Origin of the sequence: Citrobacter sp. A316 (genome assembly GCF_002042945.1) — a bacterium.
Taxonomy (GTDB): Bacteria; Pseudomonadota; Gammaproteobacteria; order Enterobacterales; family Enterobacteriaceae; genus Citrobacter; species Citrobacter portucalensis.
The window spans coordinates 76,634-100,560 of record NZ_MVFZ01000012.1 but is presented as its reverse complement, the minus strand read 5'-3'; the positions used below and the strand labels follow the sequence as shown (position 1 = coordinate 100,560).

Annotated in this window: 19 protein-coding genes; 9 read left to right on the top strand and 10 right to left on the bottom strand. The window is 49.7% G+C overall.

Annotation, left to right across the window (positions count from 1 at the left end; all coding sequences use genetic code 11):
* The 4 genes from sitC to BZK41_RS15660 all read left to right on the top strand — a co-directional run bounded on the left by sitC (window position 1) and on the right by BZK41_RS15660 (window position 4,309).
* Window positions 1–858: an iron/manganese ABC transporter permease subunit SitC gene (gene sitC / locus BZK41_RS15675; RefSeq protein WP_079938754.1), complete on the top strand. Its 858-nt coding sequence runs from the start codon at window positions 1–3 to the stop codon at window positions 856–858.
* Entirely contained in the window at window positions 855–1,706 is an 852-nt protein-coding gene (gene sitD / locus BZK41_RS15670) for an iron/manganese ABC transporter permease subunit SitD (RefSeq protein ID WP_032944764.1), read from the top strand. The genes sitC and sitD overlap by 4 nt, the downstream gene beginning before the upstream one ends.
* Window positions 1,707–1,869: 163 nt before the next feature.
* Entirely contained in the window at window positions 1,870–2,592 is a 723-nt protein-coding gene (locus tag BZK41_RS15665; protein ID WP_079938753.1) for a cysteine hydrolase, read from the top strand.
* A gap of 94 nt (window positions 2,593–2,686) precedes the next feature.
* On the top strand, window positions 2,687–4,309 hold the full coding sequence (locus BZK41_RS15660) for a serine hydrolase (protein WP_079938752.1): 1,623 nt from the start codon (window positions 2,687–2,689) through the stop codon (window positions 4,307–4,309).
* A 59-nt stretch (window positions 4,310–4,368) separates the two neighbouring features.
* Here the strand turns inward: BZK41_RS15660 and BZK41_RS15655 are convergent, their stop codons facing one another.
* From BZK41_RS15655 to BZK41_RS15615, 9 genes are read right to left on the bottom strand one after another with little or no spacing between them, the layout of a single operon-like run.
* A complete protein-coding gene (locus tag BZK41_RS15655; protein ID WP_079938751.1) occupies window positions 4,369–4,728 on the bottom strand; it encodes a hypothetical protein in 360 nt (119 codons plus the stop codon).
* Window positions 4,712–5,236: a chemotaxis protein CheW gene (locus tag BZK41_RS15650; protein WP_079938750.1), complete on the bottom strand. Its 525-nt coding sequence runs from the start codon at window positions 5,234–5,236 to the stop codon at window positions 4,712–4,714. The genes BZK41_RS15655 and BZK41_RS15650 overlap by 17 nt, the downstream gene beginning before the upstream one ends.
* A gap of 11 nt (window positions 5,237–5,247) precedes the next feature.
* The gene (locus tag BZK41_RS15645; protein ID WP_079938749.1) at window positions 5,248–6,924 is read right to left on the bottom strand and encodes a diguanylate cyclase; all 1,677 of its coding nucleotides are present in this window, start codon (window positions 6,922–6,924) and stop codon (window positions 5,248–5,250) included.
* Window positions 6,925–6,941: 17 nt separating this feature from the next.
* A complete protein-coding gene (locus tag BZK41_RS15640) occupies window positions 6,942–7,301 on the bottom strand; it encodes a response regulator (RefSeq protein ID WP_079938748.1) in 360 nt (119 codons plus the stop codon).
* A 22-nt stretch (window positions 7,302–7,323) separates the two neighbouring features.
* The gene (locus BZK41_RS15635; RefSeq protein WP_079938747.1) at window positions 7,324–9,456 is read right to left on the bottom strand and encodes a response regulator; all 2,133 of its coding nucleotides are present in this window, start codon (window positions 9,454–9,456) and stop codon (window positions 7,324–7,326) included.
* An 11-nt stretch (window positions 9,457–9,467) separates the two neighbouring features.
* Complete coding sequence (locus BZK41_RS15630; protein WP_079938746.1) at window positions 9,468–10,880, bottom strand: protein-glutamate O-methyltransferase CheR; 1,413 nt, start codon at window positions 10,878–10,880, stop codon at window positions 9,468–9,470.
* Window positions 10,877–11,944, bottom strand: a complete 1,068-nt coding sequence (locus tag BZK41_RS15625; RefSeq protein WP_079938745.1) for a chemotaxis protein CheB — start codon at window positions 11,942–11,944, stop codon at window positions 10,877–10,879. The genes BZK41_RS15630 and BZK41_RS15625 overlap by 4 nt, the downstream gene beginning before the upstream one ends.
* Entirely contained in the window at window positions 11,941–14,031 is a 2,091-nt protein-coding gene (locus tag BZK41_RS15620) for a Cache 3/Cache 2 fusion domain-containing protein (RefSeq protein ID WP_079938744.1), read from the bottom strand. The genes BZK41_RS15625 and BZK41_RS15620 overlap by 4 nt, the downstream gene beginning before the upstream one ends.
* A gap of 45 nt (window positions 14,032–14,076) precedes the next feature.
* Window positions 14,077–16,287, bottom strand: coding sequence for an EAL domain-containing protein (locus tag BZK41_RS15615; protein ID WP_079938743.1), 2,211 nt, complete (start codon window positions 16,285–16,287; stop codon window positions 14,077–14,079).
* 609 nt (window positions 16,288–16,896) lie between these two features.
* On the opposite strand from BZK41_RS15615, the gene BZK41_RS15610 reads away from it, so the two are divergent.
* Genes BZK41_RS15610 through lapD form a run of 5 tightly spaced genes read left to right on the top strand, consistent with a single transcriptional unit; the run spans window position 16,897 to window position 23,530 of the window.
* Window positions 16,897–19,089: an EAL domain-containing protein gene (locus BZK41_RS15610; protein ID WP_079938742.1), complete on the top strand. Its 2,193-nt coding sequence runs from the start codon at window positions 16,897–16,899 to the stop codon at window positions 19,087–19,089.
* Window positions 19,082–20,014, top strand: a complete 933-nt coding sequence (locus BZK41_RS15605) for an amino acid ABC transporter substrate-binding protein (protein WP_079938741.1) — start codon at window positions 19,082–19,084, stop codon at window positions 20,012–20,014. Before BZK41_RS15610 ends, BZK41_RS15605 begins: the two co-directional genes overlap by 8 nt.
* Window positions 19,998–20,891, top strand: coding sequence for a transporter substrate-binding domain-containing protein (locus BZK41_RS15600; protein WP_079938740.1), 894 nt, complete (start codon window positions 19,998–20,000; stop codon window positions 20,889–20,891). The genes BZK41_RS15605 and BZK41_RS15600 overlap by 17 nt, the downstream gene beginning before the upstream one ends.
* Window positions 20,888–21,586, top strand: a complete 699-nt coding sequence (lapG, locus tag BZK41_RS15595; RefSeq protein WP_079938739.1) for a cysteine protease LapG — start codon at window positions 20,888–20,890, stop codon at window positions 21,584–21,586. Before BZK41_RS15600 ends, lapG begins: the two co-directional genes overlap by 4 nt.
* Window positions 21,587–21,595: 9 nt before the next feature.
* A complete protein-coding gene (lapD, locus tag BZK41_RS15590) occupies window positions 21,596–23,530 on the top strand; it encodes a cyclic di-GMP receptor LapD (RefSeq protein ID WP_079938738.1) in 1,935 nt (644 codons plus the stop codon).
* Between the two features lie 77 nt (window positions 23,531–23,607).
* Here lapD and BZK41_RS15585 read toward each other — a convergent pair whose 3' ends face one another.
* Window positions 23,608–23,883, bottom strand: coding sequence for a hypothetical protein (locus BZK41_RS15585; RefSeq protein ID WP_079938737.1), 276 nt, complete (start codon window positions 23,881–23,883; stop codon window positions 23,608–23,610).
* Between the last annotated feature and the right edge of the window lie 44 nt (window positions 23,884–23,927).

The following is a 23,927-nucleotide window of genomic DNA, read 5'->3' as shown; positions in this document are numbered from 1 at the left end:
ATGAACTGGCTAACGGAGCCGTTTGGCTACCAGTACATGCTCAACGCCATGTGGGTCTCGGCGATGGTCGGTGGCCTGTGTGCGTTTCTCTCCTGCTATCTGATGCTCAAAGGCTGGTCGCTGATTGGCGATGCGCTGTCGCACTCTATCGTTCCAGGCGTGGCCGGAGCCTATATGCTAGGGCTTCCCTTCGCGCTTGGCGCATTTCTTTCCGGCGGACTGGCGGCGGGCAGCATGCTGTTTCTCAATCAGCGTTCACGTCTGAAAGAAGATGCGATTATTGGACTGATTTTTTCGTCTTTTTTCGGTATCGGGCTGTTTATGGTATCGCTCAATCCGATGTCGGTGAACATTCAGACCATCATTCTCGGCAACGTGCTGGCGATTGCGCCAGAAGATATTCTGCAACTGGCCATCATCGGGGTTATTTCGCTAACCATCCTGTTTTTGAAGTGGAAAGATCTGATGGTGGTTTTTTTTGATGAAAACCACGCGCGCTCTATCGGTCTGAATCCGGGGCGGTTGAAGCTGTTGTTTTTTACGCTGCTCTCCGTTTCCACGGTCGCCGCACTGCAAACCGTCGGCGCATTTCTGGTGATTTGCCTGGTGGTTACGCCCGGTGCAACGGCCTGGCTGCTGACCGATCGTTTCCCACGCCTGCTCACCATCGCCGTCGCTATCGGCAGCCTGACCAGCTTTTTCGGCGCCTGGCTGAGCTACTGGCTGGACGGTGCAACCGGCGGAATTATCGTCGTTCTGCAAACGTTGCTGTTCCTGCTGGCATTTGTCTTCGCACCAAAACACGGTCTGCTGGCAAATCGCCGCCGCGCCCGTCTGGTGAACGAGGAGCAAGTATGATCTTAACAACGCTGCTGGAACCCTTTCAGTTTGGTTTTATGGTCAATGCGCTGGTCATCTCCACCATTGTCGCCGTACCCTGCGCGCTGCTGTCGGTATTTTTAGTACTCAAAGGCTGGGCGCTGATGGGTGATGCCATGAGTCACGCGGTTTTCCCGGGAATTGTGCTGGCGTGGATTGCGGGCATCCCGTTGGCAATTGGCGCGTTTATCGCCGGGCTGTTCTGTGCGGTGGCGACGGGCTATCTCGACGATAACAGCCGCATCAAACGCGATACCCTAATGGGGATTGTCTTCTCCGGCATGTTCGGTGCGGGGCTGGTGCTATACGTCTCTATCCAGTCAGAGGTCCATCTCGATCATATTCTGTTCGGCGACATGCTGGGCGTATCGTTCAGCGACATCATACAAACCGCAGTTATTACGCTTGGGATAGCGCTTATTATTGGGCTTAAGTGGAAAGATCTGCTGCTGCATGCGTTTGACCCGCATCAGGCAAAGGCCAGCGGGCTTAACACCGCACTGCTACATTACGGCCTGCTGTGCATGATCGCCCTGACGATTGTCGCCACGCTAAAATCGGTAGGGATTATTTTGTCGATCTCCTTACTGATTGCGCCTGGCGCCATTGCGATTTTAATGACGCGGAAATTTTCCCACGCCTTGTGGCTGGCGGTGATTATGTCGGTCGTTACCTCGTTTATGGGCGTGTACCTGTCTTTTTTCATCGACAGTGCACCGGCCCCCACCATCGTTGTACTATTTTCACTACTGTTTGTGATGACCTTTATTTATTCCACCCTGCGCGATCGCCGTTTAGAACGGCGACGCCAGCAATACGACCTCTAACGGAGTGGGCAGTGATATGCCCACTATCGTTATTAGAATACGTAATGACAATATTCCCAGCGTTCTGAACAAATGCCCCGTTCTGAAACCATGCCATATTTACCAGCGCTATTTAATAATCAGATAGTCACTATCACATTAGATATAAATACAGGTAAATTTTATGAGCAAGATGAGAATGTCAGAAATCTATTCTGAACCAGAGGCCTATGGCTTACCACGCAAAGGTATAACACTTAATAATAAGGAAGCTGCGTTGGTGGTAGTCGATCCACAGATCGATTTTTTAAGTCCTCAGGGTATTGGTTGGGAGGTTTTCAAAGATAGCATTATTGAAAATAATACTGTGGAAAATCTCGAAACACTGTTTAAACTAGCAAAAGAAGTACAAATTCCTGTTTTTATTTCTCCGCATTATTACTTTCCGCACGACCATAAATGGCACTCTACCGCGCCGGGAGAAACATTTATGCACGGCACTGGAATGTTCAATCGTACAGGTCCACTGACGATGGATGATTTTGAAAATTCCGGCGCAGACTTTTTACCTCAATTTAAGCCATATATTTATGATGGCGAAACGGTTATTGCCTCACCGCATAAGATTTTCGGACCAGAAACTAATGACTTGGTACTGCAATTAAGAAAACGCGGTGTCTCACAGGTCATTCTCGCCGGTATGGCTGCCAATCTGTGTATTGAATCCCATATGCGTGAATTGATTGAACAAGGTTTTGAAGTTGTCGTCGTTAAAGATGCGACGGCAGGTCCGCGCATTCCGGAAGGTGACGGTTATCTCGCAGCTCTGACCAACTACCGCATCATTGCCAATGATTTATGGGACACCGACACCACGGTTGAAAAGGTAAAGGCAGCAGCTAAGTAATAGCTATGAGTACGGTTACCGAGGGTAATTGTATGTACAACATTGCTAATCCTTTAGCCATCAAAATAAATTTCATTAAGCGCGGAGCTTTTCCATGAATCTTAAGTTAAAGGTTATTTCGGCATGTATTTTACTTTCCATGTCAGTTTCAGCTATTCAGGTGTTAGCCGCTGCCAAAACAAATGAGACAACTTACTTAGTTAACCGTGGTGATCCTCAATTAAAGGTCAATGGCAAATATATCGATCAGATCATTGCTGAGGTAATGGCAAAAAATAATCTTCCGGGTTTATCCATGGCGATTGTTCAGGCGCCTTATATTCCGCGTTCAGCGGGATACGGTCTGGCTACGGCAGCCAATGATGAGCTTGCTTCCACCAAAACCATGTGGGGAATTGGCCCTATCACGCAGGCTTTTACTGCAGTAGCAGTAATGCAACTGGTAGAGCAAGGCAAATTGGATCTTAATACCCCTGTGAGCATCTATTTGCCTGGCCTGCCGGAAAGCTGGCATAACATTACGATTCTGGAATTAATGCAGCACTCATCCGGGATCCCTGATTTCAGATCTTTCGGCTATAAACAAGAGCAAAAATATACACCTGCGCAGCTGGTTGATCTTGTTAAAGATAAACCACTCGAATTTAAAAACGGTACGGATATCAACTCCAGCGCAACTGACTTTATCCTGTTAGGTATGGCTATCGAGAAAGTCAGCGGAATGAGTTACGTAGACTTCGTCAACAAATACCAAATTACGCCGTTAGGTCTGCAAAGCACCATGTTCGCAAAAGACATGCCAACGAAAGCATTCCTTGATCGCCCGACGCCTGATAAGCAGCACAATCAGCATTCGAAATTTAAGTCAGAAATTGACTGGATCAACCCTGTTGAGCCTGCAACAGGATACGTCGCAGCGGGTGACAAACTGGCGCCTGTCAGCGCGATCGCCACTGATAATCTGTACGCCTACGGTGGTCTGTGGTCGTCAGCGGAAGACATCAGTAAGTGGGATATCGGTCTTGCCGGCAGTACGCTGGTTAAAGATAAAAAGCTGCGCGACATTATCTATAGCCCGGCAAAACTGAAAAACGGTAAAGTCGTGCCTGCCATGGCCGGCTGGGAATTTACCCGCCATCCTGGTTTTCTGGAAATCAAAGGAACCACAGGTGGATTTAGTGCCTATCTGAGCCGCTTTACCGCCGGTGATGAACTGGTTTGCGTGACAATGCTGACCAACAAAGAAGGTGTAGACATGACTCAGGTGGCTCGCGATATCGCTGAAGCCTATAAAATCGGGCTGGGTTCTGGGTTAAATTCAGAGAAGATCAAAAACCAGGAAAGTAAATTCTCTGTTGATGAGACGGTCTCCCGACTGAAAGCCATTCTGAAAAGCGAAGGCGTTCCGGTATTCGCCGAAATTGATCACGAGAAAAATGCCGAGGGCGCGGGAATGAACCTCAGGCCTACGAAGGTCCTGGTATTTGGTAACCCTAAAGTCGGCACAAAACTGATGCAGGATAAACAGGGTGTGGCGCTGGATCTGCCGTTACGTGTCTCCGTATGGCAGGATAAGATCGGCCGAGTTTGGGTCGGTTATGAAAACCTGGATGACGTAGCAAAAACCTACGATCTTCAGGACAAGCAGACCATTGATAAAATTGACAACTTTATGACTAAGCTGGTCAGTCGGGCTGTCGATGCTTATATCCAGTAACTGGATATAGCACTCCCAGCCTTCTCATGCTGCGGGACCGTTAAAGCTCCCGCAGCGTGTCAGCGCCAGCTTAATAACGGGCTAAACGCCTCGCGGCCCACCAGGGCACGAAGTGCAGGCAGATGACAGTTACGCGCCAAAAGCGGAGGTACGGCAAAAATAATGTCGCTGGAGAGCATCACATTCTCAAGTTGTCCCCATAGGTACCAGCCGGTTTCAACGCCACTGTCGGGGACGCGCAAATGCAAATGCCATCCCTCTTGCGGCTCGTCGGTAATCCCCAGCCATTGGCTAAATCGGGGGATTTCAGGCATAACCTGAGTCACTAACGAGCACACACCCACCTGGTTTGCCGGTATATACAACGTTAGCGCTCCCAAAGTAATACGTACCGCCGCCAGATTAGTGGGAGCCGTCATAACCGCTGGTCTCCTGATAACGCTCAAAGACCAGATTCAGATCGAGCAACGTGTACCAGGTTTCCATCACGTTAACGACACCCACAGCGATGCTTTGTAACGCCGGGGGCAATGAATCTCCTGGCAAATGAATCTGGCTTTCGGCGACTTCCAACACATCAATCAGTTTATCTATCAGGATCCCACTTTGCATTTTCTCGGCGCAACCAATCAGAATAGTGCGCTTACCTGCCGAATTGACGGTAGGATTATCGATCAGGCTGTCCAGTCTCATCACCGATTCCACCCGTCCACGATAGTTGATGACCCCTTCAAGCATTGGCGCGCAACAGGGAACCCAGGAGATCGGGCGCTCTGCAAGGATCTCTTTAATTTGCGCCCCATAGAAGGCAAAATTTTTACCCGCCAGTTGAAATAACACCAGAGTACGCTGGGGTTCATCAACGTTTTCACACTCCGGCTTTTCACCATGGTTCAGCGCAAGAATCTGCTCCAGCTGTTGGCTCATATTGACTCCTTTTACTCGGCAATGCAGAAAGTGTTACGGCCATTTTGCTTCGCGGCATACAGTGCCTGATCGGCACGTTCGCGCAGCGTTTCAATCCGATCGCCAAACTGCCACTGGGCAATGCCCGCGCTGAAGGTGCTGTGAAAACTGGCGTCGTTAACGGAAAACGTGACCTGCTCGTAATCCCTGCGCAATCGTTCGACCACGCGCGCGGCCTTGTCACTGCTGGTGTTGGGCATAATGATGACAAACTCTTCACCACCATAACGGCCAACGATATCGGTGCTGCGTAAGCGGTGGGAAAATAACTGCGAAATACCGACGATCACCTGATCGCCGACCGCATGACCGTAGGTATCGTTAACGCTTTTGAAGCGATCCAGGTCCACCATCACCATACAAAACGGGTTGCCGCTGTAGTTCGACTCGGCAATCGCGCTTTTGAGAAAATGGGTAGTCGTTGAGTGGTTATATAACCCGCTCAGGCTGTCCTGCGACATGCGGGCACGCAGGACGCGCATTCTTTCCGCGCGGATCGATACGGCGCGGATCAGCTCCTCAGGATCGCTCTGTTTGAGGATAAAATCCTCCGCGCCAATGCTCATTGCTCCCAACTGTGCATGCTTGTTGGTCTCGCTGGAGAGATAGGCGATAGGCAGGCCAATATGCTGCGGTATTTGGCGAATCAGTTTTGTCAGTTCCTCACCGCTGAACTCCGGCATGTGGTAATCCATCAACACCAGATCGATCGGCTGCGCATTCAGTACATGCAGCAGATAGTGAGGTTTTTCCAGCACATGCACTTCCATGCCCGCCATGCGCAGCATCTCCGCGTTGTATTCCGCCACCGCGGGTTCGTCATCGATCAACAATACCTGGTAAGGCTTTTTCAGCGACGGTTGGGTCAGGCGATGAAGTTCCTGGACTAAATCGGTGATAGACGCAGGTTTTACGTAGTAGCCATCGCAGCCGGATTTGATGGCGTTGACGCGGGCATTAAAATCGCTATGACACGAGAGGAACAGCACCGGGAAAGGTTTGCCCACTTTTTGTTTCAGATCCGACATCGCCAGCGGTCCACCGTAGGCGTTGTCCGGAAAGCTAACATCCATAATCACCACGGCAGGCGGTTGCGACAATACGGCCTGAGTGAAATCCTGCGTGTTCGCGAACACATGGCAGGTAAAGCCGAAACAGCGCAGTTGGGTCGCGAGCAGCTCGACCTGGTCAATATCATCATCACACAGGTAGATAGGCTTACTGGCCCGCCGAACGTATCCCTCTTCCGGGCGCTGCGCGGCGATCGGTAATGTGAACTCCGTATCGCTGATACGATGTTCAAGATTGAGCTGCTCCTGGGTCAGGGTGTACAACCACCTGATGATTCGCCGCAGCTCATCGTAATGCAATGTGCTTTGCTCTGTTTCCGGCTCTGTTAGTAAACGCTCACCTTCTGCTGAGGCATTTGCCAGCGGGCTAAAGCCAAAGGACCCTGCCGAACCGTGAATACTGTGCAGCAGAATATGTAGCTGTTTGCGACAGGCTTCGCTAGGTTCTGCGACCAGTTGAACGAGTAATCTTTCCGCTTGTGCCAGCATGTCGGGAATTCGGCGTAGAAACCCCTGCCGCAAACGCGCTATTTTTTCCTGCGCAGCCGCCATCGCTATATGCTTATTTTCTTGTTTCATCAAACACGTAGGCTTATTCAATTAATCGCAGACGGTTGCAGTAGCGCATTGACAGCAGCCCCCAGATTTTCCGCAAGGTTTTCATCTTTTTTCACCCAACGGTCGTACAGAGCATCGCTGGCCGCTACTTCATTGGCACTCAGTAAAATAAAAGGCTTAACCCAATCCTGAGCGCGTAACAGCGCCAGCAAATCCAATCCACTGATCTCTGGCATATGCAGATCGCTAATCACCAGGTCGATGTTGTTATCCGAGTCCAGGCACGCCAGGGCGGAAATCGCGCTTTCCACAATCACTACATCGTAGCCGTCCATTTGCAAAAATATGGATGCCAGTTCAGCCGCAAAAAGATCATCATCAACTAATAAAATTCGCATTTTCTCTCTCGATTTTGCGCCATCAGCACAAAAGCATTTTTAATGTTTTTATCAAACTGTCCTGCTCGAAATCGCCCTTGGCGATGTAGGCATCCGCGCCCACCTGAATCCCCCGTCGCCGGTCCTCTTCCTTCGCGCGGGACGTCACGATGATGATTGGCGTATGCTGGTAGTTTTTCTCCCCACGCAACGATTTGGTGAAGGTGAAACCATCCATAAACGGCATTTCGACATCCGTCAGTACGGCATCAAACTGGGTCAGTTTCGCTTTTTGCAGCCCCGACAGCCCGTCTTCTGCCAGAGTCACCTGATAGCCGTGCGCTTCCAGCACGTTCTTTTCTATCTCACGGGTATTCAGTGAGTCATCGACCACCAGCACATGCCATGCGTCCTGCGTTACGCTCGTGGCGGGCGCTGGTGTACTGGTTTGCCGTGATTGTTGCGCCATCGCCATCAGCGCTGGAACGTGCAGGATGCTGACCAGTTGGTTATCCGGTGTTTGTACCATCCCGGAGACCAGCGACTGCTGTTGCATATGCTTCGGTAACGGTTTAATCATCATCTTGCGTTCATCGAGCAGCTTATCCACCTGCAGCGCCATTTTGCTGTACTGGTTCTGCACCACGATTAATCGCTGTCCAGGCGTTGAAAAGCTGCTCTGGCGTTCATGAATGCCCAGCAAGCTGCCTACGCAAACCACCGGGATAAACTCGTTATGCAAGATAATGGCAGGACGTCCGGCGATATCGCTAATCCCCTGAGCCGTGCATTCCACCACCTCAACCACATACTGCGCAGCCAGTCCAAACAGGTGCCCCTGCTCTTCAAATTGCAGAATCCGCATCATGGTTAACGAAACAGGTAACCGCAGGTTAAAGCTGGTTCCGACTCCCGGGCGGCTATAAACCTGCAAATCGCCTTGCAGGTCGGTTACCACTGTTTTGCGCACCACATCAAGGCCAACGCCGCGACCGGAAAGCTCGGAGACGATCTTGCTGGTCGAAAAGCCGGGATGAAAAATCAGCTCATTACATTCCTGCTCGGAGAGCTGCCCGGCCATTGAAGCAGGAACCAGACCTTTACTGACCGCCTTCGCGCTGATGGCCTCATAGTTAAGACCGCGACCGTCATCTTCGATACGCAGTAATATCCCGCTGCCGTCCTGCTGGGTAGTAATGGTAATCGTGCCGCGGGTGGATTTACCGAGCGCCAGACGTTCGTCGATCTCACCAATCCCGTGATCGACGGCATTACGCAGCAGATGCGTCAGCGACTCCGAAAGCCGGTCAATGAGCTGGCGGTCGATTTCCACTTCTCCGCCAACAAAGCGGCACACCACCTGCTTATTCAGTGTGGAAGCCAGTTCGCTGACCTGCAGCGAAATGGGTTCAAACAACGTTGACAGTGGCAGCATACGGATCCGCGCCGCCACGTCGTATAATTCAAACATCTGCAAATGCTGGAGCTGGACGCTCTCTTTTAACTGGGCGCTGAAGTCATGGATTTGCTGGCGAAGCTGTTCAGCGCTCAATCCCGGTAACCGCGGTACCAGCTGACTCAGGTTTTGTATCTGCTGTTCCAGGCGATCGTGTCCGGCGAGCACTTCCCCCAGAATGTCGATCAGGCCATCGAGCTTATTCAGTTTTACCCGAACGAAATCCGCCTGCTTAATACCGGAATCCATGCTGGCTGGCATCGCAGGCGCAGGGACCACCGGTTTTTCTGTTGCCCCGGCAGTTTCAACAGTCAGCGTGATCTCCTCTCCCCGACTGGCGCGGGCAAGGCGTTCGCACAGCCCGGCATCCGCCGGGGGCAACTGATTATCCCCTTCGCTGACAAAAAGCTGGGTAAGCTGACCAGAAAGATACTCCACAGACTCATGGATCAGATTGCCCAGCGCCCTGTCTGGCGTCAGTTTGTTATCACGTAGTTCACTCAATACATCCTCAAGATGATGCGTGACATCGGCAATACTTTGCAGCTTCAGCATCCGCGCGCCCCCTTTCAGGGTATGCGCAGCGCGAAACATCTCGCCAATCCAGGCGTCGGTATGTTCATCAGCGGAGAGGAGAAACGCCCCTTCGCTGATCGTCTGCAAATGACCTCTCCCTTCATCAATAAAGCGCAGAACGAATTTTTTCAGATCGATAGCCATAATCGCTCTTATTAGCCACTTTGATGGGCGAATTGCGCCAGTTGATGTTCACACAGGAAACGAAACGTATTGCCAGGAAATACCATTGGCAAACGCAGACGACAAACCGAAGACGGATTGTTTATCTCGTCGTTCAGTAACTGCATCACCACGCGATAAGTCCGTTGAGCGGGCTGGCGTAACTCGCTTTGCCGGTACATTTCGGCCAGATAATAGTGTGCAGGCCAGTAGCCAGGTTCCTGATAAACCACCTGCTTGAACCAGGCGATGGCCTGCTGGGTCTGGTGTTGCCACATCATCGCCAGGCCGAGCAGCATTTTGGCCTCTGCCGACCACTCATCCTGTGCGAGGATCTGCTGCGCGTTTCCGGCTGTTTGAGAAAATTCACGCTGCTCGAGGGCAATAACCCCCTGGATCAGCAACGCATCCTGATTACGGGGATCGTCGCGTAATACGCAGGCGATACACTTTTCGGCTTCAGAAAAGCATTTTTCATCGAGGCTGGCGCGTGCTTTCTTCAGCCAGTCATTACTCTGCTGAGCCGTAGGTGCCAGAGGAACCTGTTCAACCACCGTTCTCGGCTGCGGAATGCGCACCGCAACTCTGGGTACAGGCGCAGCCTTTGGCGCTTCACGATGGTGGCAAAAATAGAAAATCCCCTCTTCCTGCTCCAGCTTCAGAATGTCGAAATTGTTAGCCAGCGTTTCCGCATTGCCAAAAAATAAGGCTCCCTGCGGTTGCAACATCTTCAGTAAATTACCGTGCAGTTTGCGACGCGTTGGCGTATCAAAATAGATGGACACATTGCGCAGCAAAATGATGTCCACTTCCGGCAGTAACTGTTCTTTTATAATGTTGGTGCGATGGAATGAGACCTTCTCACGGATCTCATCATGCAGCCGGTAGAGGTTTCCCGAGCGGGTGAAGTAGCGTTGCTGAATACTCGGGTCGACACCGCGAAATGAGTAGCTTGAATAGCAGGCGTTGCGGGCTTTTGCCAGGATTGCCGGGTCAATATCACAGCCGTAAATTTCGATGCGCTGGGCCATCTCGTCCAGGTATTTCTCATGCAGCTTGATCGCCAACGAGTAGGCTTCCTCTCCGGAAGAGCATCCGGCACTCAGAATTCGCACCGGGCCGCTGCGCTGTTGTAATAGGCGCGGGATCCATTTATCGCAGATTAAATCCAGCGTATCGCTTTCACGGAAAAAATAGGTTTCGTTAATCGTAATCAGCGTAATAAAGCTATCAAACTCATTCTGCGAGCTACGCAGTTGTTCATAGTATTCATAGTAATCATTGATTTTTCGCTCGGCCATTCTCCGACCCAGCGCCGTTTTTAGCAGCGCTTCCATGGCGTTATCGAAGTGCAAACCGACCCGTTCTTTGATCAGGCGGGCATAGTCAGGAAGATTAGGGATCATGGCAATTTACTCTCAACATGCCCGTGGCAAGCCATCGAAAGCAGCACCGCAGCAAGACCATCGAGGGGGATCGTGCGGTGTATCAGTTGCTTGTCGATCGCGTTCTTATTCATACCAAATACCACCGAACTCTCTTCGTCCTGCGCCAGCGTTCTGCCACCTCGCCGGACAATAAGCTCAATGCCCCGACAGCCATCGCTGCCCATGCCCGTCATAATCAGTCCGACGGCTTTTTCGCGAAACACCTCAGCCACCGACTCCAGCAACAGGTTGCAACTGGGATGGTAAACGTCGCTTTCCTGTCTTGGGATCGCCGCTAAACGCTGGTTGCTTTTGACGATCAGGTGCTGCTCCGGCGGCAATATATACACATACCCCGCTTCCACCCGATCGTGTTCCTGCGCCAGTCGCACCTTCAGATCGGTCACGCTATCCAGCCAATGCACCATATTTTTCGCGAAGCCATCGGCAATATGTTGGGCAATAAGAACCGGGCACGGAAACGTACCGGGTAGATCCTGCAACAGTTTACTGAGCGCCTGCGGCCCGCCCGTCGAACAGGCAATCGCCAGCACGAAAGGCCAGTCCTGCGACGTCTTTACAACGTCCATCATCGGTCGCACAGTGGGAATTACCGGTTCGCCTGGATAGCGTAATCCCTTGATATGTCGAATAACTTTCACTCCGACCAGTAATTCTACTTTACGATGCAGGGCATCTGTTGAGAGTGGTGAGTCACTGCTGTGGTGCAACACTGCCAACGCGCCACGGGAAATGTAGTCATCATCCCATTGATTCTGTGGACAAAATCTCATAACAAGGATGGGAATTGCGCTGGTTGCCATGATCGTTTCCACGAGCTCGACGTTATCGACGCTTGAGATATCCAGCGTCAGAATCAGCAGGTCAGGCATCAGCTGTTGCAACAGTCGGATCGCCTGTCTGCGGTGGGCTGCTTGCCCCACCACCTTAATGTGCGGGTGATCCTCCAGTTGCCTGACCAGTTCATTACGCGATGCGCTGCCCAGGTCGAGGATCAGCACCCGAATGTTGCTGCTATTCATGCATCTGTTTCCGTCAGTGTGAATGAGGACGAAGCCTCTTTCAGCGCTTTCGACAGTTGTGTCATATCCTGACTGACAACCAGAATGTCTTTGATAGATTGCGAGGTATAGTTACTGGCAACAACGATCTCACGCAGCGCCATGACCACCTGATTACTCGCCGTTTTCTGTTGCTGTGTTGATAGCGATATTTGCAGCGCCGCCGTCGAGGTTTGCTCGGCCGTAACAACAATATCGTTCAGGTGCTCGGCGCTAACTTTACAGGCAATTGCGCCCGCTTTAATGCTCTCGCCGCCTTTTTCCGCGTTCAGCACCAGACGATTAATCGCGTTTTGGATCTCGCTGATCTTATTTTCAATTTCAACCGTCGATTCCGTCACCGAATCCGCCAGACGGCGGATTTCAGCCGCTACAACCGAGAAACGCTTGCCGGCTTCCCCGGCGCTGGCAGCTTCGAGCGCTGCGTTAAAGGCGATAAGTTTCGTCTGATCCGCGACGCTGTTAATGATCACCATCACGCGACTGATCTCCGTCGACTTATTACCGAGCATCATGATTTCACGCATGTTTTGCTGGTTGTCGGTATCAATATCCGTCATACGCATCAGCAATTGCGACATCGACTCAGAACCTTTATTGCAATCCTCAAGCGTCTGATTGGCAATATCCACAACCGCCCGCGAGTGTTCGGCTATCTGTGTTGATGAGGCAGACAACTCTTCCATGGTGGAGGTAATTTCAGCCACTGAAGATGAGGTTTCCACGCTGGTTGACGCCTGCCCATCGACCGCTTCGGTAATATGCAACGATGCCTGATGTACCGAATTTGCATGAGAAACCATACCGCCTACCAACGAATGCAGACGCTGACGCATCATCTCTACCGCACTCAGCAGTTCGCCGATCTCATCGTGGTGATCGACCTGAACATCTACCGTTAAGTCACCTTCGGCAATGGTTTGTGCAATCCCCAGTACACGGTTTAAGCGCCGCGAGATCAGGAAACGACTGGCCACAGCAATCAGCAGTAAAATGATGGGCAGCAACAGTGCGGTGAACAGCAGCAGACCGTTACGCACCAGATTACTGCTCCTGGAAACATCATCAACGTAGCTGGTCGTGGCTATTATCCAATTTATCCCTTCAACGTATTCATAAACGGCAATTTTGGTCTTCGGCAATGCGCCATAACCACTCACCCAGTTGTAGTAAGTGATGCCATTCTTATGTTCGAGCATATCGGCAAACAGCTTAAAACCATTGGCATCGGTAATATTAATTGCCTGCTGGTTATTCAACGAGGGATGGACCAACATGCGACCCGGTTCAAATCCGGCATCCAGCACGTAGGCATAGCCATCTCTACCAATATGCACATTCAACAAACGCTGAATGATCGGCTGCAAACTCTGTTTGACATCAAAACCTACCGCGACGGCTCCCACCACCTGACCATACTTATCAGCAATCGGTTCGTAGTGGCTAATAAACTGTTTACCGAACAGCGTGACCACACCGGAAAAGGGTTTATTTTTCAAAAGCAGCGGCAACGCCGGGTTATCGTGCCCTAGCGCTGTTGCTGTTGCCGTATTGCCTGAACTCGCCAGCAACGTACTGCTGACACGCACAAATTGCTCGCCTTGCAGAATAAACGTACTGGCAAATACGCTGGTTAACTCGGTGAAATGCGAGTTGGTATTCGGATTGCTCAGCACCGCTTTTAATTCAGTAGAGTCCATATAACGCAGCGGCTTATTGGCAACGTTTTGATAATTATTAATATAAACATTGCTGTAATGTTCCGCATCGCGAGTCACACGCTGGAACTCGTTAGAAATACTGTTGTGGAATATCCGCGTGTTGGTTTTAATCATCTCCAGCGCATTGACCTGCAATTCTCTGGAAAGATAAGACGATAATATAAAAGAGGCGCCAATCAGCAACGTTGCGATACAAACAACCAAAATCATACCGAGCTTCATCGCCACACCGGGATGGATGTTGTGCAGCCAGGACAATAGTCGAGCGCGCGGTCCCTCACTGATGCTATTCGCCGTTCGATTTTTTACTTTAATAATGTCACTCATGATTTTTATTCTCTACCTGAGAAGAAATTACTCTTTTTTTGGTCATCAGGAGCTAGCGCCCTGTGATTCGAGCGTGAACAGCGGCGTAGGTTTGCCAATGTGATATCCCTGAAACCAGCCCACATTCATTTTTTCCAGACAGGCCTGAATAGCGGCGTTCTCGACAAATTCAGCAACTACCTGCATTTTTTTCATTTCAGCAACGCGGCAGAATGACTCAACGATGTAGTAACTAATTTCACTTTCGGTGATCCGTCGAATAAAAGAGCCATCTATTTTCAGGATATCTGCTTCGATGTTCATCAAGCGCGCATGACTCGCAAACCCAGTTCCAAAATCATCAATTGCCACCCGACATCCCAGCTGACGTATTAAACGTAGTGTTTCAACGGTTTGTTCTTTGTCTGAAAGCGTATCGGCTTCCGTTATTTCAAAAATAATCCGCTGTGGCTCCACCGCGTAGTCGTGCAGAAGTTGGGTGATCTTCGTAACAATATTTGAACGACACACCGTCACCGGTGCCAGGTTAATAGAAAAACAACGCTGCGGGTGGCTACGCATAAATTTGAGAGTGTTTTCGATAACCCAGAGATCGATATCCGGTGCCAGCCCCGCATCATGAGCAACCGGCAGGAAACTGTTCGGTGGAATAAATTCTCCCCGTTCGTTAAGCATACGGATCAATATTTCATGATACGGCTCTTCACCGTGAGTACTGACAATAGGCTGTGCCATCAGGACAAACGCATTGTTATCCAGTGCATTTTGCAGCGCAGTGCGAATTTCCGTTTTATCAACAATGTGGTTGCCAAGGATCCGGCTATGCTGCGCTTCAAGGTTTTCCGGCCTGCCGTTGGTGAGTGATAAACCCGCCACCATGCCCAGTTTCCCCACCAGCTGATAAATGTCATCACTCAGATCGTTAATCAGGCAATAGCCCAAACCACTGCGAAAACCCAACCGATGGTTGTTGTAAAAGAGACGAAAACTGTTGGCGGCCTGATACAGATCGCATAGCCGCTCCCAGGTGCCATTTTCCAGCCGGATAAGCAGATCGTAACCCGCGTGGTAATAGACTTTCTCACTTTTCACCAAATGTCTGCGCAAATGCTCAGCAAGGATCTTCTGGTAGCGGGCGCGGAAATGAAAACCATAACGACGCGAAAAAAGCTCCAGCTCGGGGATCTGTATCAGACATACGGTCGCGCGCTCAGTGGTAAATAGCTCCGTCTTCAGCGCCCGTAAATTTGCCATGCCTGTCATCGGGTCAGTCAGCCCCAGCAACAGCGCCTGGTTAAAGCGCTGACGGGTAAATTTTGCCAGTACCCCCATGATCACAATGGTGAGCGTAAAGACAAAGATCAACGTCGAAACCAGCGCCTGATGCAGCATGAAGTTAGCATCGCTGGCGATATAGCTGTCGTTATGTTTGCCTAAAATGATTAATACGATCGTCCACACCAGCATAGTGAACAAATGACCAATTTTAATTGATCCCCACAGCATCAACGGGAACAGCAAGATCAGACTATAGAGAGAGAAAAAGACGTTCAGATTGTCCGGTGATGTTAAAAAGAACATCAACAAGAAAAGCAATGCACACCATGAAATAACACCGTAGGTGCTGATATTGCCTTTGCATTGTTCGGCAATTGCCCGCCAGAAAGTAAGCAGGAAAGAGGGTCGACGAATAATGCGATAAATCTTGTAAAATAAAGGGATCCCCGTCAGGCAGCCGTTGATGATCCCCTGAATACGTACCAGCATGCCCAGACTCAACGCCGGAATGTTATTCACATCAGGGCGTTGTCCGTGGGCGACAAACATGGCAAAGAATTTGCTGAACACCAGATACAGCAGGACGTTATAGCCGCAAAGCCAGATCAGGCGATTAAAGCTAATTTTGATGCGACCAAAGCTAACGCAGCTGCGTCTGCCGGTGAACTTGCGGTACGCGGCATAGCTTAAGGTTGAGGCGATGATCAGGCACAACGCATCTACCCGTTCGTTTTGCGGGCCGACCACAAACATGACCGTCAGGAACAGAACAAATCCCGGCAACACCCGAAAACCAAACAAGACCAATGCGGCAGAAAATACGGCTAGTTTGAGATCGTAAACTGTTAAAATAGTATTATTGAGAACGCTGTAACCGTTAAGATATTGTGCCAGCGGGTAAAAAAGGCCAGGTAAAACGAGTGGCAGGCACCATTCCCGAAAGTTTTTTACAGTGTTTGTATTTATTATTGCGTCCAAATCAATTTATCCGCTATGCACTATACCAATAGGACTTTAATCCAGACTCGAATGTCACAAACAAATCCTTTTGGGTCAGCCGATGAACCATAGCTAAATTGTCAACATTGACCGCGCACTGAGAAAATAAAATAAGGTTCTATATTGAAGCACGCATATTATTCATATCAAATCAGGAAATAAATACCCATTTATAGACAAAAATGGACATCCTGTGTAGATGTAATTACTCAGATACCTGCCAAATAATCTGCTAATTCATTGATGTTGTGTAAAAAATGACAAAGTCACTGCCAGTTTTCCAGCACCTCCAACCAGTACGTATAAAAAACCTTCTCATGCACCACGAATGTCAACATTAATATCCTGAAAGGGCATGATGAAAATGTATTTTTATGAACATTTTTGCTTGTTGACGATATGAGCAGCGTTATCTATATTCGCATACCGTTATTTTTGTCATTACTCACCATGGTTCAATGTTAGTTATTTGTTACGTCATTACATTTAACATCTTTCATCTACTTATTTGCAACAACAATATTCCATTAAGTAATAACAGAAACTAAATTTAGCATCGCATAATCTTTTCAGGAATTAACATAATCCGTGGCAAAGTCTCTGTTTTCCCTTAAAGCAATAAAAGGGTGGCAACATTCCATCACTGGCAAAATAACGCAATTCTTGCTGGTGGGTATCATTATTGCGTTTAGTGCTGGTGCGTTTACCAACTGGAGCCTGATAGATAACTTTTCTTATCAGCAGTGGGTGCAGCGGGCTGAAGCAAATGCACAGATTATGACCTACATCATCCGCAACGTGTATACCACCGTTTCGGTCGAAACCAGCGATGCAGGGCAGATATCCCGCATTGTCTCCGACAGACAGATTGGTGACACCGACTCTATTATGCAAACCGGTTATAACCCGGTTGACGTTCTGGCACTGGCATCAGTACAAACCCATAGCCCCACCTGGTTGTTTCTGTATACGCCGGAGAAAGGATTTGTTGGCATCAACAACAAGTCAGAAGCTGGTGATGGGATCATCTCTTTCCCCGGTCGTCTGCCGCGCGATGTGCTGGGTAACTACTATGTTGGCTTTGCCCAGATTAATGGCGAAGAGTGCTTTATCAGCGCCGTTCCTATTTTGACGCCTTCAGGTGAGATCCTCGGGAGCCTGATAAGCAGCATCGGTAAAAAAAGCGATCTCTACGCCACTTACGATGCGATGCTGAAAAAGAGCAGTATCATTTTTGTCCTGATTTTGCTGGTAACGCTGGCACTGGTCACGATGTTTATGCGCCGCTTATTCCGCCCAGTTCCGCTGCTAATTAACTCCCTTACCCGCATCGCCCATGAAGAGACGGACTGTATAACGCCCTATCTTGATCAGGACGATGAGATTGGACATCTGGCCGGGGCGATTGAAAAATTGCGTGTCGCCATGAAAGAACGCGGCTATCTGCAACGCATGCATGAAATGTCGCAGAAGATGGAGCATATGGCCCATCATGATTCGCTGACCGGATTGCCCAACCGCGTATCGTTTGGCCTGGCTTTAGATAAGCGCGTCAGTGAACTTCATCAGGAGGACAGAGCGTTCAACCTGCTGTTGATTGACCTCGACAACTTCAAGCCGGTGAACGACACCTTTGGCCATAAAGCGGGCGATGAACTGTTAATCAGCGTTGCCCAACGCCTGCAGTTATTGCTGGGACCCAACGATATCGTGGCGCGTCTGGGCGGTGATGAATTCGCTATTTTGCAACATGTCGATGACAACGCCATCAAAGAGGCACATCGCCTGGCGAAGCGAATCATCCGCGCGCTGAGCACCCCGTTTACATGGAGTACCCATACATTTTCTATCAGTTGTAGCATCGGTATTACTACCGCGCCCTGGCAGGGCAACAATAGCTCTACGCTAATGATTAATGCCGACCTTGCCATGTACGCGTCTAAACATCACGGCCGGGGTTGCTTCCATTTCTTCGAAGACGGCATGGTGATGATGCAAACTCACAGCCTGTTTATTAATCAGGAAATTATCGATGGTATTGATAACAAGGAGTTCGAACTTCATTACCAGCCAATCATCAATCTGGAAGATGAAAGCGTGTATGGCTACGAATCGCTCATCCGCTGGAATCATCCAACTAAGGGACTGATTTATCCTGATTATTTTATCAACATAGCCGAAAGCTCTGGCCTGATCGTACGTTTGGGCGAATGGATTATTCGTCAGTCCTGTGAAGCCGCTGCCAAATGGCCGGAGCGTATCAGGATTGCCGTCAATATCTCGGCCTACCAGTTGCACAGTCCGGGACTGGTTGACGTTATCAAAGATGCGTTACGCACCAGCCAACTTTCAGCCGAGCGCCTTGAAATAGAAATTACCGAATCCGAGAAACTGGATAAATCGATTGCCTTACCCGTGCTACAAGAGATCCGCTCTCTGGGCATCGAAATCGCGATGGATGATTTAGGTACTGGCTACGCGGCACTGGATTATCTGCTGATCTATCCTTTTACCCGCATCAAGATTGCACGCACGCTGGTCGACAAGCTCCAGCAAGATAATGCCAGTCAGTATTTGATTGTGATGCTGATTCAGTTTGCCCATAAGTACAATATATCGGTCACCGCTGAAGGGGTAGAAACCGCGCAGCAACGCGACATTCTGCGCGACATTGAGTGCCAGAATGTTCAGGGCTATTTCTTTAGCTATCCTCTGCGCGAGCGTGAAGTGCTTTCCGCATTTGCCGCTGAGGCCATTGAAGAAGGGCTGTGCAATGTCTGACTTCTTTCGCCCGGTAAAGGGCATGCTGACGATTTTTGCCCTGTTAATAGTTTTAGCAACGCCATGCTTAGCAGGCTCTCCCCTGCCGTTGCACACGCTGGAACAGATCGCCAGCAAGAAAAGCATTACCCTTGGTTATCAGGATGATGCGTTTCCTTTCTCCTGGCAGAATGGCAACGTACCTGCCGGCTATTCCATTGATATTTGCAACAGTATCGTCAGCGCGCTCAAGACAAAACTTCAGCTTAAAAATCTGAAGGTCGAGTGGGTAAAAGCTAACTCGGCATCACAGTTTGTCCTGATTAAAAATCACATGGCAGACATCATGTGTATCCCGGCCTTTTATTCGAAAAGTCGCCACAGCATTAGCGAGTTCTCGCTGCCGTTTTATTTTTCAAGCACCCGCTTCGTCATGCGTAAAAATAAAAACAACGACAATCTGACAGAACTTTCCGGACATAGCGTACTGGTAAAAAGCGGCACGATTTACGTTGAACAGTTGCAAAAAGTGAATGCTGCCAATGATCTGGATATTAATATTCAACTCGATACCAACAATATTACCGCATTCAATGAACTGAAGAGCGGTGAGTATTCTGCACTGATCTCCAGTACGGTTCTACTCAAAGGGATGATCGCGCAAACGCCAAATCCTGAAGACTATAAACTTTCCGATATTGCGCTCAGCGCCCCGTTACCGGCCGGCTTGTTACTGCCGTTACACGATAAAGAATTTAAAGAATTTGTTGATGGCACGCTCTCTTCCCTGATGACCAGCAACGAATTTACTGCGCTGTACAATAAATGGTTTCAGTCACCGATTCCGCCGAAGGCCATTAATTTAAACATTCCCATGTCAGATAACCTGAAAGCATTAACGTCTGCTAAAAAGAAGATCAGTTTTGATTATGAAAAATATAATTAATCGTGAGATGACAAGGGTGAAGCGTACGGCGCAATGGCTGTTTTTACTGGCAGGCCTCGTCATCTCCCCCGCACTGATGGCGCAACAGAACGCTGCGACGCTCGATCATATTCAGAACAGCAGCGTGCTCAACGTGGGTTATCGCCAGCTGCCGCCATTTTCTTTTACTGACCACAATGGCAAAGTCACGGGTTATACCATTGCGGTATGCAACATGATTGCCGATAAGTTGCGCCAGTATCTGAAACTCAACAATTTAACTATTCATTATATTCCCGTGAATTTTGCCGAACGGTTCTCCGCATTAAACTCGCGTAAAATAGATATGGACTGTGGCGTAAATACCAATGCGCCGGAGCGGACCTCCAGTGTGTCATTTTCTGAAAACTATTATACCGCAAAGATGCGCATCATCTCTTTACGTAAAAATAATATACGGTCAATTGCCGATCTTAAAGGTCGCACGGTGAGTCTGACCGGAAGCTCAAAAGATTTGCTGGAATTTAATAAAGCCAACAGAGAGCAACACCTTAATATTTCAACGATTACCAGCACCACCATAAAGGGCGCATTTGAGAAGATGGCGCATAATGAATCCGCTGCTTTCTTTGTTGATGATATTTTGGCCTGGCCGCTAATTAATCATAGCGAGCAACCTGAACTGTTCGGCGTCTCTTCTGAGAGCATCGGTAATGATATGCACTATGCCATTATGATGAGGAAAAACGATCCGCAGTTTGTGACGTTTGTTGACAGTACGCTGAAAGATTTTTTTGCCTCGCCGGCCAACGTGCAATTACGTAAAAAGTGGTTGTCCCCCTGGTCCTGCGAAAAGCTGAAAAACCCGTCACCGGGCAGTTGTCAGCATAGCCATTGAACATTATCCGCCGCTGCTTACGCCATCGCCTGCTGCGCCTGTGGAAAATCCCCGGGGCGCTGCTGCTATTGCTGTCAGTCCATTCGCTACGCGCAGCCTGGGATTTTGCCAATATTCAACAAAAGTCCGATGCGCTTTATGGCCCGGCTACACCAGAAGCGCAGCAACGGATCAGCGCCTGGCAACAGCTTCTGCTCCAGTTGCGTAATGCTGACGAGCAAACGCAATTACGCGCTGTAAATCAATTCTTTAACGAGAAGATCCGCTATACCGAAGACATTGATGTCTGGCATAACGTCGATTACTGGGCAACCCCTATCGAGTCGCTGCGCAAGGGTGAGGCAGATTGTGAAGACTACGCGATCGTCAAATATTTCACCCTCCGCCAGTTGGGCGTATCCGAAGACAAACTTCGCATCACCTATGTTAAAGCCCTGCGTTTAAACCGCGCACACATGGTGCTGACCTGGTACGCCACCCCTGAGGCGATTCCTTTGGTTCTCGACAGTCTGACCAGCACTATTTCTCCTGCGACGCAGCGCATGGATTTATTACCCGTCTACTCCTTTAACAACACCGGCCTTTGGCTCCCTGGCAATCAAAACAATAAACGCGTTGGGGACAGCAAGAGGCTTTCTCGCTGGCAGCAAGTTTTCACAAAAATGCGGGAAGAAGGCTTCCCGATGGATAAATAGGAATCGCCCGTGTCTCTTTTTAAACAGTTACTTCTGGCAATCTCTCTCTTTATGATGATTGTATTCAGCGGCAATTTTATTGTGACGCTGGAGAGTTCTCGCAATCAGTCCAATAACCAACTCCTTTCACATGCCCAGGATGCCGCAACGGCGCTAGGCGTTTCGCTAACGCCCAACGTCAACGACCCGGCAATGATCGAGCTGATGGTCAGTTCCATTTTCGATAGTGGTTACTACAAAAAAATCCGCATCGTCGATCTGGCGAACGGTAAAATAATGCTTGAGCGCAATGCGGCAGCGTCAATTCCCAACGTCCCGGCCTGGTTCGTCGATCTGGTGGATGTTACCCCGCAAACCGGTGAAGCAACGATTATGCGCGGCTGGCAGCAGGCTGCTCGCGTGGAAGTGACCAGCGATCCTATCTTTGCAGTGCAGCGTCTGTGGGACAATACCTTAGGTAATCTGTTGTGGATGCTGTCCTGTAGCCTCGCCTGCTTAATCGCCGGCAGTTTGCTGCTGCGCAAACTGCTGCGCCCGCTCAATTACATGGCAAAACAATCAGAAGCTATTACCCGCCGCGAGTTTCTGACACTCCACGAGCTACCTAAAACGCCGGAATTACGTCGCGTTGTAGGCGCCATGAATTTAATGGCCGCGAAGCTTAAATCGTTATTTGAAGAGCAAGCTATCTACAGCGAACGCCTGCACAATGAAGCTTATCTCGACAGCCAGACCGGAATTGCCAATCGCCGGGCTTTCGATATGCAGCTTGAGGCGCGGCTAAGCGATGCCGATACCGCACCGGGTTATTTGATGCTGGTCCGCGTCCAGGATTTAGGCGGTCTGAATCAGCGCTTTGGCGGGCCGCATACCGACAAACTGTTGCTCAATATCGCCAACCTGCTGAACGCGCATAAAGAAAAATATGCGTCTCTTGACAGCACGCTTGCCCGCATTCGCGGTGGTGAGTTCGCCCTGCTCTGCCCTGGCGTCACACATGGTGAGATGTTGGATTTGTGCAATTCGCTGAGCCAAAAACTGACAGCCTTTTACGCCACCGGAATGTCAGACCAACAGCCAGTTGCCTACACCAGCATGGTGCCGTTTAGCGCCGGAGATAATGCTCAATCATTGCTGATCCAGGCCGATCGCCTGCTGGTTGAAGCCGAAACACACACCGACCATCAGGTGGTTCCCACCACTGAAGTCCCTGCGAGTACAGAAGATCAGCATTTGTGGTTTGTTCGTCTGGAGCATGCACTCGATAAGCAGCAGTTCCAGCTGGTTTATCAGCCGGTAGTCGATTGCCGCCAGCCGGACAAAATCCTGCATTACAAGGTGCTGTCGCGCATTATTGATGAGCAGGGTAACGCCATTACCGCGGGACGGTTCCTACCCTGGATCCACCGCTTTGGCTGGAGTCATCGCCTCGATAAAGTCATGTTGAAACTGACATTGAACCGGTTGAAAACCGCGCCCGGAAAATTGGCGTTGAGTATCTCCGGCAGTTCTGTCGCCAGTGCGGCCGCCACAGCTGAGCTACTCACCCCGCTGCGCTATTCACCGAAATTAGCCAGTCAGTTGATTCTGGAACTGGATGAAAATCAGTTACCCGGTCCCCATCAGATGGCGGCATTTGTTAAAACCGTCGGTCAGCATCGCTGCTCGCTGGGTCTGCAACACTTCGGTAGCCGTTTCGATATGATTGGTCATCTGTCGCAGTGGGGACTTGCTTATCTGAAAATCGACAGCAGCTATATCCGCAATATTAATGAAGAAAACGATAAACGTTTATTTATTGAAGTGTTATGCAACGCCACGCGCAGTATTGATTTGCCGCTCATTGCCGAACGTGTTGAAACGGAAGGCGAGCTTATGGTGCTGCAAGAATTAGGGGTTGATGGTGCAATGGGGCAATTATTAGGTGAGCCCGCGCCATTGTGATCAAACTGGCGTCTTGATACGCCTGTGTATAGCCGGATGGCGCTTTGCTTATCCGGCCTACAAACTGCCTGCATCAGCTAAAATATACGTTCATCGTTACCAAGCAGTTGTTCTAACCCGCCAAGTTCCTGGCGCGCGTTCGCGCGATTCATTAATTTAACCTGCGCCATCGGTGGAAGATCGGTAATGGCAATCACGCCTTTACGGATCAACAGGTAAATCAAATCGTCGAGTACGCGAACCATCTCCAGGTCGCTTTTTTGCAGCATCGCTAAAGCCTGCTGGTTATCATTTTCAGGGCTTTTTGCCACGCCTTCTGCCTGCACGTTTGCAGCAGATGAATCAGAATTCATATCAGTGCCTTTTCATTTTGCATGATGCTGCTGCCCTGTTTACA